The organism is Bacillus cereus group sp. TH152-1LC, assembly GCF_027710505.1.
Classification (GTDB): domain Bacteria; phylum Bacillota; class Bacilli; order Bacillales; family Bacillaceae_G; genus Bacillus_A; species Bacillus_A mobilis.
Window position 1 is genome coordinate 101,181 of record NZ_JAQFNK010000006.1, and the last position, 15,196, is coordinate 116,376.

The window sequence follows — 15,196 nt, forward strand, 5'->3', positions numbered from 1 at the left end:
CTCCGCTTTTGCACATACATTATGGTGAATTAACCTATTTTAAAGAAATGGAGGATGTTTTTATGTACCCCTACAATCCATACGATCCATATAACCAAAATGGTTATCAGCCTCAATATGATTTACAAGCACAATACCAACAATATATAGATCCAGCAGAACAAGTTAATCCATATGATCAAAACCGACAATTCCAACTTCCAATCTCTTTTCCTGGTGCTGGAAACCGTCAATTAGAAAGACGAGTAAATGAACTTGAACAAAGAGTACGTCAATTAGAAAACACGGTTGAGCGTCATACACGTAGATTAAATCGCTTAAACCAGCGTTTACGTACAATAGAAAACAGACTAAACATTCCATTTTCAGCATTAGAAGACGGATTTTAATTTCGAAAATAAAAAATATATAAGGAAGGGGCTCCCCCTTCCTTTATATAAATTGACGAAAGTTTTTTCCATCTCTATACTGATAAGAGTTAATGAAATGAAACAAGGTGATAAATATGGATTTTGAAATAAATTATCTTTCCTTTTATGTTGTACAAGTAGAAGGAAAAGGCGAAGCTGTTGATAAACGCTACAAACATTTTCAAACATTAGATGCTGAAGAATATGAAGATAGCTCCTTAAAAGAATTTTTGAATGGTGAATTATTAAAAATTTCAAAGCGAAAAGTAGAACGTCATGCGAAAACAGAACAAGCTCCGACAAAGATTGGTCGCTTCATTGTAGAAGAAGGACACGAACTTGATTCAAACCCTCATTACAACCTATTTAATCGCATTCGCTTTGCAGAAACTAAGGAAAACTTCAAAGATATGAGCGAACCTCTCGTTTATACATATCTTGACACAAGTGCTGTACGCGGTGGTGTATTTTTAATTGCGCAAGCAAAACTACGCAAATACTTTGATGATCCATTCGTTTTCGTTATGAAATGTGACTTTGAACCGAAAGTTGCTTCAATTTCAGATGAATCTACACTCATTCGTAACGTTGAAATGGCCATCACAACAAAAAACATGAAATCTATCCAATATCCGTACATGCCTGAAGAAGGTATGGTGGAAGTGGGCGAATTAAAAATTCACCAAGCATCACACGCCCGCTACTTTGAAGACTTCTTAAAATTCGTCGAGTACGAACGCTCTATGCCTGAAATTATGAAAACACAAGTAATGGACATGGTATATGACCAAATTGAAGATGTATTTGAAGAAGGTACGGAAGAACGCGAACAATTCGACCAAGCAATGGAAGTATGGGCTGCTAGTCCGAAACGCGAAATTATGGAACAATTTTCAACCGAAGAAGTAATGGAAGCTACCGCTCAAATCGTCGAGCACGCCCCTGAAGTGGAACTAAAGCTAAAAGCAGACCATATCTCTGTAAAGGCCCTGCTTGCTGATTTCGGGGATCAAATACATATCGCAAAGGTAAATGACCGATACGTATTAATGATTGAGGCTGATACACTTACGTTTGAGAAAGGCTTCTCTCCAATTGAGTTTCTGAAGCCGGACGAGTTGCAAGATGTGATTGAGCGGATTGAGAATAAGCAGCAGTATTCTTATGATCCGAACGGGATTGAATAAACCCTTCCATATAACTACTTTTACCGAGCGCTGTTAACAAGCGCTCTTTTATTTGGGACATAGTTGACAGTTATCTAAAAAAAACGATTCTACCAAGAATCGTTTTTTTAGATAACAAAATATGTTTATTTTTGATTTAAGATGACATTTGTTGCAGGATTAAGTAGATTCCTTCCTTGTTGTACAAGGGTATTTCCATTAGAGTAGTCACTATGTATGTTGTTAAAATGAAAATTTCACTTTACTACCTCAAATTTATTGTACTCGTAAAAAGATAATTGAAAACGATATTCTGGATGCTCTCTTACCCAATCGTAAGCTTCTTCTAAAATATCCATTTTGTTTTGTAAGTCATTCAGTTCACTACATTCGTCCCTTTTCTGTTTGCACAGAGGACAGAATCCATTCACTATTTCGGCACTCGTCGCCCTAATAGTTTTACTTTCTAAGTCAACTACTAGATGAAGGAGAAGAGAATGCCCTTCTTTTGTAGTCACTGTCATTTCAGCAATTTCATCCTCATTCCAAAAGACTCCATTTAATTCCATCTGTACGGCGACATCTTTAATATCCAAGTCTATCACTAGCACACCTCCCTTGTATAAAACTCATATTTTACTCTTCGATTTTAATCTTTAATACACCACGTTTTAAAGATATATTAAGCTTTTTCCAGTTCTTCTTCTTTGCTATAAAAGGAAGTGTAATTAGTGCTAATAGTGTAGTAAATATTAGCCCAAAAACTAAGACAGTTAAAATGTTAAAGATCGCTTCCGTTTAACTCTACCCTCTTTCATTACTATGGGCTCTTATTAATATATTTTTAAATTTTTTACCACATCTTAATTTTCAAAGCAATTATAACGGCCCAATCACTACAAATCCATTCCTATTTAATATGAATACTTTATTTATCCCTCAACACAATGACGTAAAATTTATGTAGATAGAAGTAGAGGAGAATGTCATTTAACCTCTACATTCTCCTCCATCTCAGCCAAATGCCTAATCTGCCTTTCCGCCTTTCTAACCGCCGTAGGAAAATGCTTTTTCAATAGTTCTATTGTAGATTCACTTATATAGTATCTTTCCGTTATATTTCCCCACGTGTCACTACTTTCAAATGCACTCCAAACGAAAGGACGCTCTGTATTTTTTCTCATTTCTTTAAATACCCATTTTCGCATCTTTTTTTTCGCTTTTTCTGTTAGTTTTCCGTTCTCTACAAGTTCAAGTTCACCGTGTCTTTTGTACCGTTTATGAATATCTCTCTCGCTATATACTTTAAGAAGTATCTTTGCTGTATTCTCAGCATCTGCTAAAGCTCGGTGTTGCTTCCCTTCCCACGTTAAACCGAGCTGTTCTACTGCAAATTGTAAACTTGGTGTATGCTCAAATAGTTCTTCATACGCTTGGAAAACAAATTTCTGTAAATCAAATTTCCTCTCTTTTTCCATACATGGGCATTCTACACCGTGTAACGTACAATCATGAGATAGAAAACGATAATCTTCTCTTCCCCATGAAACAAATAGAGAGTCTTCTCCGATAAACTGAATAAATTTCTCTATAATTTGCGGGAATTTCTCCACACCAATTAAATCTTCCTTTGTAATTCCCGTTAATTTTGTCGTATGCCGAGTAAGGCGTGCACTCGGTTTTACTAACTCTGAAAATTCTCCAATTACCTTCATTGTACTTGCTTCTATTTTTACAGCCCCGATATCAACTATCTCTGACGGATCGTCTGATTTATACGGCCTAAAATTTCTCTCTATATCAAACACAATAAAATGTGTAGCGTTTTCCAATTTTTTTACCTCTTTCTACATTCCTTTTCACACACATACTCTATTTTCAGTATTTATTTATTCATTCATGCACTTTATACATGAAATACTTCGTCTAAAAAACGAAAATTCAATCTCATTATGCTATGTACATGGGAGGCTATTCAATAAAAAATGCAAAAAAAAAGAAGGGCAAGCCCTTCTTTTTTCCATAATTACTTCTTGTTAACGTTTGTAGCTTGAGGTCCACGGTTACCTTGTTCTACTTCGAAAGTAACTTCTTGACCTTCTTCTAAAGTTTTGAAGCCGTCGCCTTGGATAGCTGAGAAATGAACGAATACGTCTTCTCCGCCTTCAACTTCGATGAAACCGAAACCTTTTTCTGAGTTAAACCATTTTACTTTACCGTTTTGCATTTAAAAAATCCTCCTACAATGTACCTATATGTACATATTCATTTTCAACCACTTTACAATAATACTTCAGACATTAAAAAACTGCAACCCCAGAGGAGATTTAACATTGCTATCCTCCTCGGAAGTTACAGCTCATTTAAATCTCTATATTATTAAAAGTAAAATGGTTTAGATATAATATATCATATCACTATAATAAAAGCAAAGTTTTTTTCTATATAACTTTTTTCTTCCGCTGCATCGCTTTTGATTCACCTGATCCAGCTACAACATAGCCCTCTTTTTGGTTAACAATGCGCCAGCCATGCCCTTTAACTGAGTCACATACTGTAACAATTCCTTCTTCTAGAAGCACACGACAAACCGTACTAATCCCTGCCTTATTTTGCGTTGATGTTGTATATAGCACATGTTGATCTACACTTAAGGCTAAATAGCTACTTGCTTTCTGCTCACTTTGACATGTGTGCCAATATGTTTTTTCACTCTCAATACTTTCATCTATTTTACAAAAAGAAATATTCCCGCTAATCCCCTTGCACGATCCACTGGCTGCTACTATGTAAGAATTGTGTAAAGTCAACGCTGAGATCATCTGATTCATCACAATCTTAATCCTCTTTAATTTACGTGTCTCCAAATTAAAGAGCCAAACACCACCATATTTAGCATGTATTTTCGTACCGATAAATAAGTAATGTTTATATAAAAATAACGATCGAATAGATGGTGCCCCGCCACCATACTCAAGAAATGGATGAATGGTTTCCCATGTCGAACCAAAATCATTCGAATGATACAACGTTTTATCTCCATGAGCAATGACAGTTCCTTGTACATTACTACACACATTCCAACTCGTTGCTTTTGTTGGAAAACGCTGCACCGTCCAGTTCTCTCCACCATTCATACTACGAATAAAAATCCCTTCGTCCCCTACACCATACACTACATTATCTTCGCTATGTAAATCCCTAATTCGTTTTTGAAAACCATTTAAAATTTGTTTCCATTCTCCGTCTTGTTCAATAAACAAGCCATTATATGTAGTAGCTAACATAAGTTTTCCATCTCTTAATTTTGTAATAGCGGTAGCACTTAACATCTTCTCCACGTTGACACTCCCATTCTTAGAACTTCTCAGCAAATGCAATTGCAAAATTACTGCATTTTTCAACATCCTCTTCATCTTCTGGAGCTAATTCAATTTTCAACCCTTCTTGTACAAGCTCTGCACCGCGTTCTACAAGTTTCTCTTCAAATATCGTTACCGCTTCACAAAACAGTTCATACGCCGTATCTCCTGATCCGAATACCGCTACTTTTTTCCCTGATAAATCTATATTATCTAAGTCATCATGGAAATCTTCCGCTTCAAATGGTAGCTCACCATCGCCCCACGTATAAGATCCTAAAATAATTCCATCATAGACTAATAATTCTTCTGCATCCATGCCTTCCATTTCTTGTAATACTACTTCATGATCAAAAGCATCTAAACTAACTTTAATTAAATCAGCAATACTCTCTGTATTTCCTGACATACTTGCATAAGCTATTAAAATTTTCGCCACTTCGGCATCCCCCTCTTACAATAAATGATTCTCATTCTCATTATATTAATAATGAGAATCAATTTCAATTATATTTTTTATTATTTCCGTTTACTTCATACAAAAAAAAGCACAGATGACTATACAATCATCTGTGCTTTTTTTTACTTTTTAAAAATACCAAACGGCTTTCCAACTGGTAAAACAACTTTTCCGAAGTGTGTATTTAACACTGCTGCTGCTGAACCATAGAAAGATAATAATGAAATAAGAAGTTCTGAATATGCTGCTAAATTATGCATTGCATGCGGCATAACACCTAAAGTACTTAATGAAAGACCTATAAATAAGAAATCAATAAGGACGAAAATCATAAATAATACTTTATGTGTTTCCATTGCACCAATTGTCATAAAGATTGTGAAAATCAAATATCCGATAAAGGCTATCCCAAGCTGTTTTGAATCTGCAGCTTGTGCTAATTTCTCGCCAAATACTCCAAGTTGAATTAACCAAGTCATTCCAACACCTAACCAAAATAGGCCGTATGCACCGAATGCTGTTGTACCGAATGTATTGTTATGCTTTGCATCGTGAATGCAGGCAAAGATTTGTGCAAATCCTCCTAAAAAGATTGCCCATGGTAATACAAGAGAAACGCCATCTGTTAAGCCTAGCTTTTGAGATGATGCTACAAGTGTTACCATCGCTAATCCAAATAGGCCAATTCCAGATGGATCCGCTGTTGTCATTTTCACATGATGTGTAGTTGTTTGATTGCTCATATAAACCTCCTGATTATAAACATACTCGAATACAATACTTAAATCAGAAGGCTATGTCAATGGTTTTTTTGTATGTTGTCAGACCTTACTTTTTATAATGATTGAATATACTTTCGATCACGTCATACGGTTTTATATTCACTTTTTCCAACTCGTGTATCGGCAGCCATAAAGGAATATAAATCCCTCTATCTTTCAGTTTGAATTCTTCAGCTTTACCACTTCCGAAAATCCCACCTATAATATGGGCATTAAAATAATACTCCGTACCCTTATACTCCACCTTTGCAATAAGATGCCCCACTTCTATATGTACTCCTAATTCTTCATAAACCTCTCGCTTCGTTGCCTCTTCAACTGTTTCATCTTCCTCAATTCCTCCGCCCGGAAAAACATAGTACACTTTATCTTCTCGAATACGTTTTATAAGAGCAATTTTCCCTTCCTGCACAATGATAGCCGCGCCGCGATTTCTTATCATTTTATTACCTCAATACCAATCGCAACTGTTCCCCACTTTTTTTCTTGTTCTTTCGTATATATTTTGTATGTACTTTCTAGCATTTCCTCTAAACTATCATTTTCACAATCCAATAATTTTTTATCAATTTGTTCGTACATTGATTTAAAGCTTTCGTATCGTTTTATTTCCGTTACTTTTACAGTAAGAGTCGCTGTCGTCGTAAGGTTCGTAAATACAATATGATCGCCTCGTTTTATGGGTTGACGTTTTGTATCGTATAGGCGTATTTCATATACTTTTTTTCCTGATTGAATTGACTGAAAAGGTTTATTATATAACCCCATTTCGTATATCATTTATTCCACTCCTTTTTTATTCCTTGCGCGTACTAATTTTGTGCATTACCAATTCATACAACACAGTTCGACTTATTCCATATTGCATATAATGTTCCATATCCATTACTTGCTTTAGAGAGGATGCTAAATTCGTTATGTTATATTTAAATCAAAAACCTGAATATAATAAATATGATATTGGTGATTATACTTATAGTAAAGTAGGGCCAACTATTTTTTCTTGGAATGATGAAACAAAATTAAAAATAGGTAAGTTTTGCTCATTAGGAGAAGAAGTCGTTTTCATACTTGGTGGTGAACATCGCGCGGACTGGATAACGACTTATCCATTTAACGCACTTTTTGATGAAGGAGCACATATTACTGGTCACCCTTCTTCAAAAGGTGATATCGTAGTCGGCAATGATGTATGGATTGGTTATCAATCCTGCATTTTATCTGGTGTTACAATTGGTAACGGGGCCATTATTGGTGCAAAGAGTGTTGTTACAAAAGATGTACCACCATATGCAATTGTAGCTGGTAATCCTGCAAAATTTGTTCGATATCGTTTCCCGCAAGAAACGATTGAAAAACTAGAGAATCTCGCATGGTGGGATTGGGATATTTCTGTTATAAAAGGGGCCATTCCATTTCTACTTTCCAACAAAATCAACGAGTTTTTTACCTCGTCCGAAAATGAATCTATATGATCAATACACATAAAAAGAGCATCCTATTCTTTTAGGATGCTCTTTTTGTTTTTATTTCTTATGTCCGTGCAACTGATTACACGGAGAACATTGAAATGGAATTTTATCTAAACAATTAAAGTTCGTTTCACAAATTTGTTCAATCGTTGGAACGAACGGTATGACCACAATATTACTTTCTATTATTTGTGTAACAGGCGGCAATACTGTACCTACTTGATGTTCGAAGCGAATACTCGCTTGATTTATATAATTTCCTGAACCACTTGGTGCACTCTCCACTGCTACTTGGAACGAGACTGTGCGTGCTTCACCTGGATTTAAACTTCCTATCAAAAATCCTTGCACTGGGCTCACATTTGGCGATGGAACAAGATCTACTCTTACGCTTCCAGGAATAAATCGAACACTACTATCTAACATATCTTGAAAACGAATATTTTGTATCGCTGTATCCCCTGTATTTGTAATAACTGTCGTAAATGTAATAACATCTCCAATTGTTGCTGTTTGATGATCCGCCGTTTTTACGACTGTCGTTGAGACATTTTGAGGAATAAACGGGATAACAACTGTATTACTATCGCCCTCAACTACTACAGGCGGTTCATTTGGATTCACAGTTGCAAATCCATTCGCTGTAGCAGTATTTGTAACTAAATTATTGATTTGCCCCCCTGTTATTACAACTTGGAAATTAATAATTGCTGCATCATTTGGCTGAAAATTACCTAACGGAATACCAGTATTCGGATTAGCAAATGGAAAAGGTACATCGTTTACTGTTACTGTGCCATTTATAAATAACGTATTCGGATCAATGATATCTGTTAAAACAATATTCGTCACTGGAACTGTACTATCATTAATAACAGCAATTCCGTAAGTGACAACATCTCCTACCATCGCTACTTCAAAGTTTGCTCCTTTTGCAACAAATAAAATTGCAGTATTTACCGTTACAATCACAGTATTACTCGTGTCCATTACTGTAACTGGCGGCTCTCCTGGTACTAAAATATACTCAGCTAACGCTCCAGCAACGTTTACTACTGTACCACCATCTGGAAAACTTGTAATTGTAGCTTCATATGTTACGAGTGCCGTCTCACCGACTGGAATGTCTGGTATCGTAAATCCAGCCTGTGGATTTAACCCTGGCTGTGAAACTCCATTTATCGTTACACTATTTGGGACGAAATCAGCTTCCTGAGATAACACATCTATAAATTGAACATTCATCGCATCAGCAGTACCGGTATTTAATATACGAACTGTATACGTTACTGTTTCTCCTACTCCAACAATTGGATGATCTACTTCTTTCAGCATATCTAAACTACCTCTATTTACTGGTGTGACTGTCGTATTACTTGAATTCGTAATTGTAAACGGAGGTTCTCCTGGAATCAATTCGAAATCACCCGTTACTCTCGCTGTATTCATAATACTATTAGAAGGTGGAACTGCGATTACATTTACTTCAAATGTAATTAATATACTATCCCCTACTGCAAGATCCGGTAATGAAAAACCTACAAAAGGATCTAAACCTACTTGCGGAATCCCATTTATTTGTACACTTCCTGGAACAAATTCTAAATCAGGCGATGGAATATCAATAAACTGAACATTTGTCGCAGCTACCGTTCCTGTATTTGTAACTTGCACACTATACGTTAACGTATCTCCTAAACGTGTCGCTTCTTTATTTACAGATTTTATAACACTGAACCGTCCTCTATTTACCCTAGTTATCGTCGTATTACTCGGTTCTGTTACTACAACCGGTGGCTCTCCTGGTACTAAAGTAAAGCTTCCTGTTATATTTGCAACGTTCGTAATTGTTCCTGATGACGGAATGTTTGTAACTGTCGCCTGAAACGTCACGATAACCGTTTCACCAACGAGTATATCTCCAACTCCAAAGCCAGTGATCGGATTTAAATTTGGTTGTAGGATTCCATTTATCGTTACACTACTTGGTACAAATGACGCTCCTGCTGAAATCGTATCAATAAATTGAACATTGCTAGCTGTAACTGTTCCTGTATTCGTTATTTGAACCGTATACGTTAATACATCTCCAACAAGAGTAGCAGCCCTATTTACTTGTTTAATAACTGTAAATCGTCCTCTATTTACTGTTGTAAGTGTTGTGTTACTTGGCTGATTCACTATAACTGGTGGTTCTCCTGGTACTAATACAAAGCTTCCTGTTACATTTGCCGTATTGGCAATTGTTCCGTTTGACGGAACACTAACAACGATTACTTGGAATGTGACTTCTACACTTCCCCCTGGATTTATATCTGGAAGCGAGAATCCATTATTAGGATTGAATCCAGGTTGTAGCACACCATCTATCGTTACACTATCTGGTACAAATGTGATCGAGGACGGTAATACATCACTATATTGAACATTTGTCGCTACTACTGTACCTGTATTTTGAACTACTGTTGTATATGTGATTGTATCGCCTACTGCAACAACCGGCTGACTTACTGATTTTAAAACATTTAAACCAGGTTCATTAATTTCTGTTAATGTCGTATTACTTGTCGTTGTTTCTGTAATTGGCGGCTCTGTTTCACTTACAGCAAATGTAGCTGTAACGTCTACAAAGTTAACAATCGTTCCACCCTCAGGTATGCTCGTAACCACTTCCTGATATGTGACAAGTACAAAATCATCTACAGGGATATCTGGAACTGTAAAACCAATGAAAGGATCTAATCCTGGTGCCGGCACACCGTTTATGCTCACACTTCCCGGTACAAATGCTACACCGGCGGAAGTTGTATCTATAAATTCAACATTCGTCGCTGGCACTGTACCGAAATTAAAGATTAATACATCATACGTTAATATTTCTCCTACAGTCGCTACTTCTTTATCTACTAGTTTTAATGGGAAAATCGAAGCTATATTAATTGTCGTAACGACTAAATTCGTTAATATCGTTTCCGTAATTGGTGGTTCCTGCGGATTCGGTTGTGAAGTAAATGTAACGTCAGCATCATTTAATATAACTTCATTATCTGGAATTTCCGTAATCGTCACTTGGAACGTCACAGAAATACTCGTTCCAGCATTTAATAATGGACTAACTGTAAAGCCTATTTCTGGATTTAAACCGAGTTGCTGCATTCCACCTATCGTTACACTATTGTCAACAAACGTCGTCCCTTCTGGAATGACATCTTGGAAGAGCACATCTGTAACAGGGATAATTCCTACATTTGTTATTAACACTGTATAAGTTAATACATCTCCAACAGCACCAGCGGCAACATTTACTGTTTTTGTTGCTGTTACTTCACCAGGAGGCGGTAACGGTATCGTAACTACTGTCGTATTACTTGAATTTGTCGTTGTTACAGGGGGCTGTAAAGGATTTAATAAAAAAGTGGCTGTAGCAGATGCCGTGTTTAGTACGGCTCCGCGCGTGGATGGTGCAACTACTGTTACTTGGAATGTTACAGTCAATGCTGTTCCAGCAGCGATATTAGGAAGCGTAAAACCTATATTTGGATCAAATCCAGGTTGAGGCGTTCCATTTATCGTTACACTATTTGCTACAAATGTTGTTTCTGGAGCAATTGGATCAATGAAGGAAACATTCGTCGCTGTTACCGTTCCATTATTTCTAATGACTACGGAATACGTGTAAGTTTCTCCAAGTGCAGCTTGTTGTACAGATGAAGATTTTTGTATATTTAATCGAGCTGTATTTACTTGCGTCACTACAAAGTTACTATTCGTAACAGTCGTTATTGGAGGGTTTGCAGGATTTATAAGAAAACTTGCAGTAACGTTCGATTGGTTTCTTATATTTCCACCGCTCGGAACACTTGTCACTGTAACTTGGAACGTAATCGTAGCCGTTTGTCCGACCGGAATATTTGGTACTGGGAAACCAGCCATAGGATTCGCGCCTTGTTGAACAAATCCATTTATCGTCACACTATTTGCTACAAACGCAGTACCCGACGGAATTGGATCTTGAAAAATAATATTCGTTGCAGGAACAGTTCCTGTATTTTGAATAAGAATCGTATACGTTAACGTATCTCCTACTCCTGCTTGTGTTGTATTTACACTCTTCATTACATTAAGTGATCCCACATTCACTCGCGTCACAACAATATTACTAATCGTTACAATTGTAATTGGCGGCTGGAGAGGACTTACTTGGAAATCCGCAGTTACATTCGCATTATTCGGAAGAACTCTATTTGGTGGTACACTCGTGATCGTCACTTGAAAAGTAACTGTTACCATCCCTCCTACTGGAATATTAGCAAGTGGAAATCCAGTTGTTGGGTTTAAACCGGGTTGAGATATCCCGTTTATTGTTACACTATTCGCTACAAACGTTGTTCCAGATGGAATTGGATCAAGGAATGACACATTTGTCGCTGCTACCGTTCCACTATTTTGTATACGAACTGTATACGTTAACGTATCTCCTACTCCTGCTTCAGTAGCGCTTACACTCTTCATTACATTTACCCCTGAAGAATTCACCACTGTCATAACAGTATTACTTGGTACTGTTATAGTAATCGGTGGCTCTGTTGGATTTACAAGGAAATCTCCAGTTACATTCGCATTATTTACGACATTATTTCCTTGGGGAATTTCATCAATTAATACTTCAAACGTAACAATTGCACTCGCCCCAGTAGGCAAATTATTTATTTGGAATCCAAGTTCTGGATCTGCCCCTTCTTGTAAAACACCATTAACAACTACACTATTTTCAATAAATAATGTCCCTTGTGGAATTGAATCTTGAAAAAATACATTTGTAGCTGATACACTACCTGCATTTATAATTTCGATTGTATATACTAAAACATCCCCTACCGTTGCGACATTCGTATTCACTGATTTCACAACTTCAAAGTTCCCTGATTGTACTGTTGTATTCACAACATTACTCGGAACATTGATTGTTACTGGTGGTTCACTCGGATTCACTTGAAAACTCGCTGTTACATTGGCTTGATTTAAAATATCTTCGTTTTCTGGATCCTGTACAATTAATACGTCAAATGTGACTACAACTGTTTGAGCCGCAGGAATATTCGGAATAGAGAATCCTGTATTTGGATTCAATCCACTTTGTGGTACTCCATTAATTGTTATAGAATTTGCAACAAATGAAACAGCAGAAGGAATAGGGTCTTGAAAAAATACATTTGTTAACGGAACGTTTCCTGTATTTTGGACGGCAATCGTGTACGTTAAAGTGTCCCCTACCGCTGCTTGCGTTGTATTCACTTCTTTTATTACATTTAAACCACCTGTATTCACTTGTGTCACAACGGTATTCGTTTGTCTATTAATCGTTATCGGTGGCTGATTCGGAATAACAACGAAATTAGCAGATACATTTCCGCGATTCGCAATCGTACCTCCTGATGGCGTAGATGTCACCCGGACTTGAAATGTAACCGTCCTACTTCCGCCTGGAGAAATATTTGCTACCGTAAACCCAGTCGAAGGATTTGCTCCAGGCTGTGAAACCCCATCTACAGTTACACTATTTGCTATAAAAGTCGTTCCAATTGGGATTGGATCTTGAAAAATAACATTTGTCGCAAGTACATTTCCTATATTCTCAATTGTAATAGTGTACGTAAGAATATCGTTAACCGTTGCAAAAGCTTTATCCACTATTTTTCTCGTTCTTATATCAGCTATATTAATAGTAGTAACTACAGTATTACTTGTCGCTTGCCCTGAAACTGGTTGTTGACCAGGTACTGGAGTAAAGTTAAATGTTGCACTCGCACGGTTCGGAATTGGATTGACAAGTGGATTAGATGTTACTCGAACTTGAAAACGCACCACAGTCGTTTGCGAAGCATTAATACTTCCTAGATTAATACTACTTGCTGGATTCGCTCCTGGACGTGCTACTCCATTCACCGTAACACTATTTGGAACAAATGTTGTTCCACCAGGGATACTATCGACAAAAACAACATTATTGGCAGTGATATTTCCATTATTCGTCACATTAACCGTGTATGTTAATACATCATTAAGTGTTGCTGTCTGTAAATCTACAGATTTTTGCATACTTATAGTTGCTTGATTCACTGTCGTTTGTACTGTATTTGAAGAAGACATACTAGTAATAGGTGGACTACCGACAAAAGGACGGAATTGATATGACACCATTGCACGATTTGAAATAGGATTTGGGTTTGGGAACGATGTTATTCGCACTTGAAATGTAACAACTCTTTGCGTGTTATTTGGAATTGTACCTAAATTAATTCCATTAGCAGGGTTCGCATTCGGCTGTGTTACTCCACCTACTGTTACACTACCTGTAACAAACGTCGTTCCGTTCGGAATACTGTCTTGTAATATGACATTTTCTGCACTTCCCGTACCTGTATTAGGAACTGTAATTGTGTAGGTAAGAATATCTCCAACTCCTGCAACTGTTCTATTGACCGATTTAACAGGATTAATAATTGGCCCCGTTGCATCAATTTGAACTCCAAAACCAGCTGCCGCATATCCATCTCCATTTGTAACGAATCGAACCGTTGCTGACGTTTGATTATTTACTAATGATGCAGAGGCATTTACATTTGTAATATCCCACCCTTGTCTTCGGACCGCTAAAGCTATCCCTAATGGCTGATTCAAATCTCCAAACGTTCCAGTTGTATCTAACTCTCCAATGTCGTTACAAATTTGTGACTGAAAGAAATTATTAGCAGGGTTTCTCGGGCCGGATAATGCAACTGTAGCATTTGCATTCGGTCCAAAGCGAAGTTGATCTCCAACAATGTTAGAATCACCTTCTTGAGCAGTTACGAGCACTCGTCCTGTTACAGCTCCTGTCGCTGGAGTAGCAAATCCTGAAATAGTAGCATCAACTGGTGGTGATGAAGCATCGATAATTTCTTGACCTGCATAAACTGACAAATTTCGAAGTGGCAAACTTGCATTTTGATAAACAACCTCAAGTGTCCAACCAGCCGAACGACTGATAGTTGGGTCAGATGAAGTTCTTGCAGCTGGCACTGCACCCGTTGTATAAGTTCCTGCCCCACCTGCACTAACAAGATTCGTTACATTAGCAGAGCGAGCATAATAAAATTGATTTCCTACTGAGCCTTGCTGTGCGGTAGCAGGATCTGGCGTAACAGAAAAGGTCCCTGCTGGCGTTGTAAATATAATGTTATCATTTAAAAATGGTAAAACATCTTCCGTATCAGTCCGGAAAGTACCAGCCCAAACTAATTCTGCATATAACACACTGCTTCCCGCTGGAAGGTTTAAAATGGCACTTGAAGAATTCAATTGCCATTCATTCGTTGTTCCTGCTGGGAATCCTGGTACTTGCAGCGCTGTATTTACTGTCGTAAACACAGCAAGTGTACCAAAAATATTACCTGGTGCAGGTGATGTAGGACTAAGTCCCAACGTATTCCCAGTGAACGTGACGGCACCAGGTACTGTTGTTGTAAAACGATTTATAAAAGGCACACAATCATCTCATTTCA

The 15,196-nt window shown here is 37.3% G+C and carries 12 protein-coding genes; 3 read left to right on the plus strand and 9 right to left on the minus strand.

What is annotated here, in order from left to right; all coding sequences use genetic code 11:
* The first annotated feature begins 47 nt into the window (after positions 1–47).
* Both PDL00_RS16300 and PDL00_RS16305 read left to right on the plus strand, forming a co-directional pair.
* Positions 48–389 carry a hypothetical protein gene (locus PDL00_RS16300; protein ID WP_002022967.1) on the plus strand — a complete coding sequence of 114 codons (342 nt, stop codon included), beginning with the start codon at positions 48–50 and terminating at the stop codon, positions 387–389.
* Between the two features lie 116 nt (positions 390–505).
* The gene (locus PDL00_RS16305) at positions 506–1,597 is read left to right on the plus strand and encodes a DUF3900 domain-containing protein (protein WP_000345047.1); all 1,092 of its coding nucleotides are present in this window, start codon (positions 506–508) and stop codon (positions 1,595–1,597) included.
* Positions 1,598–1,833: 236 nt separating this feature from the next.
* Here PDL00_RS16305 and PDL00_RS16310 read toward each other — a convergent pair whose 3' ends face one another.
* The 8 genes from PDL00_RS16310 to PDL00_RS16345 all read right to left on the minus strand — a co-directional run bounded on the left by PDL00_RS16310 (position 1,834) and on the right by PDL00_RS16345 (position 6,960).
* Entirely contained in the window at positions 1,834–2,181 is a 348-nt protein-coding gene (locus tag PDL00_RS16310) for a hypothetical protein (protein ID WP_242255831.1), read from the minus strand.
* Between the two features lie 381 nt (positions 2,182–2,562).
* The gene (locus PDL00_RS16315; protein WP_270730160.1) at positions 2,563–3,408 is read right to left on the minus strand and encodes an exonuclease; all 846 of its coding nucleotides are present in this window, start codon (positions 3,406–3,408) and stop codon (positions 2,563–2,565) included.
* A 194-nt stretch (positions 3,409–3,602) separates the two neighbouring features.
* On the minus strand, positions 3,603–3,803 hold the full coding sequence (gene cspB / locus PDL00_RS16320) for a cold shock-like protein CspB (protein WP_001179148.1): 201 nt from the start codon (positions 3,801–3,803) through the stop codon (positions 3,603–3,605).
* A gap of 214 nt (positions 3,804–4,017) precedes the next feature.
* Positions 4,018–4,917, minus strand: coding sequence for a WD40/YVTN/BNR-like repeat-containing protein (locus tag PDL00_RS16325; protein ID WP_270730163.1), 900 nt, complete (start codon positions 4,915–4,917; stop codon positions 4,018–4,020).
* Positions 4,918–4,933: 16 nt separating this feature from the next.
* On the minus strand, positions 4,934–5,377 hold the full coding sequence (locus PDL00_RS16330; protein ID WP_001062768.1) for a flavodoxin: 444 nt from the start codon (positions 5,375–5,377) through the stop codon (positions 4,934–4,936).
* Positions 5,378–5,520: 143 nt separating this feature from the next.
* A complete protein-coding gene (locus PDL00_RS16335) occupies positions 5,521–6,141 on the minus strand; it encodes an acetate uptake transporter (RefSeq protein WP_016086882.1) in 621 nt (206 codons plus the stop codon).
* 85 nt (positions 6,142–6,226) lie between these two features.
* The gene (locus PDL00_RS16340; RefSeq protein WP_242255837.1) at positions 6,227–6,622 is read right to left on the minus strand and encodes an NUDIX hydrolase; all 396 of its coding nucleotides are present in this window, start codon (positions 6,620–6,622) and stop codon (positions 6,227–6,229) included.
* Positions 6,619–6,960, minus strand: coding sequence for an ASCH domain-containing protein (locus PDL00_RS16345; protein ID WP_270730169.1), 342 nt, complete (start codon positions 6,958–6,960; stop codon positions 6,619–6,621). The genes PDL00_RS16340 and PDL00_RS16345 overlap by 4 nt, the downstream gene beginning before the upstream one ends.
* Before the next feature lie 137 nt (positions 6,961–7,097).
* On the opposite strand from PDL00_RS16345, the gene PDL00_RS16350 reads away from it, so the two are divergent.
* Positions 7,098–7,655, plus strand: a complete 558-nt coding sequence (locus PDL00_RS16350) for a CatB-related O-acetyltransferase (protein WP_242255841.1) — start codon at positions 7,098–7,100, stop codon at positions 7,653–7,655.
* A gap of 51 nt (positions 7,656–7,706) precedes the next feature.
* On the opposite strand, the gene PDL00_RS16355 is transcribed toward PDL00_RS16350, so the two are convergent.
* On the minus strand, positions 7,707–15,179 hold the full coding sequence (locus tag PDL00_RS16355) for a DUF7507 domain-containing protein (protein ID WP_270730172.1): 7,473 nt from the start codon (positions 15,177–15,179) through the stop codon (positions 7,707–7,709).
* Between the last annotated feature and the right edge of the window lie 17 nt (positions 15,180–15,196).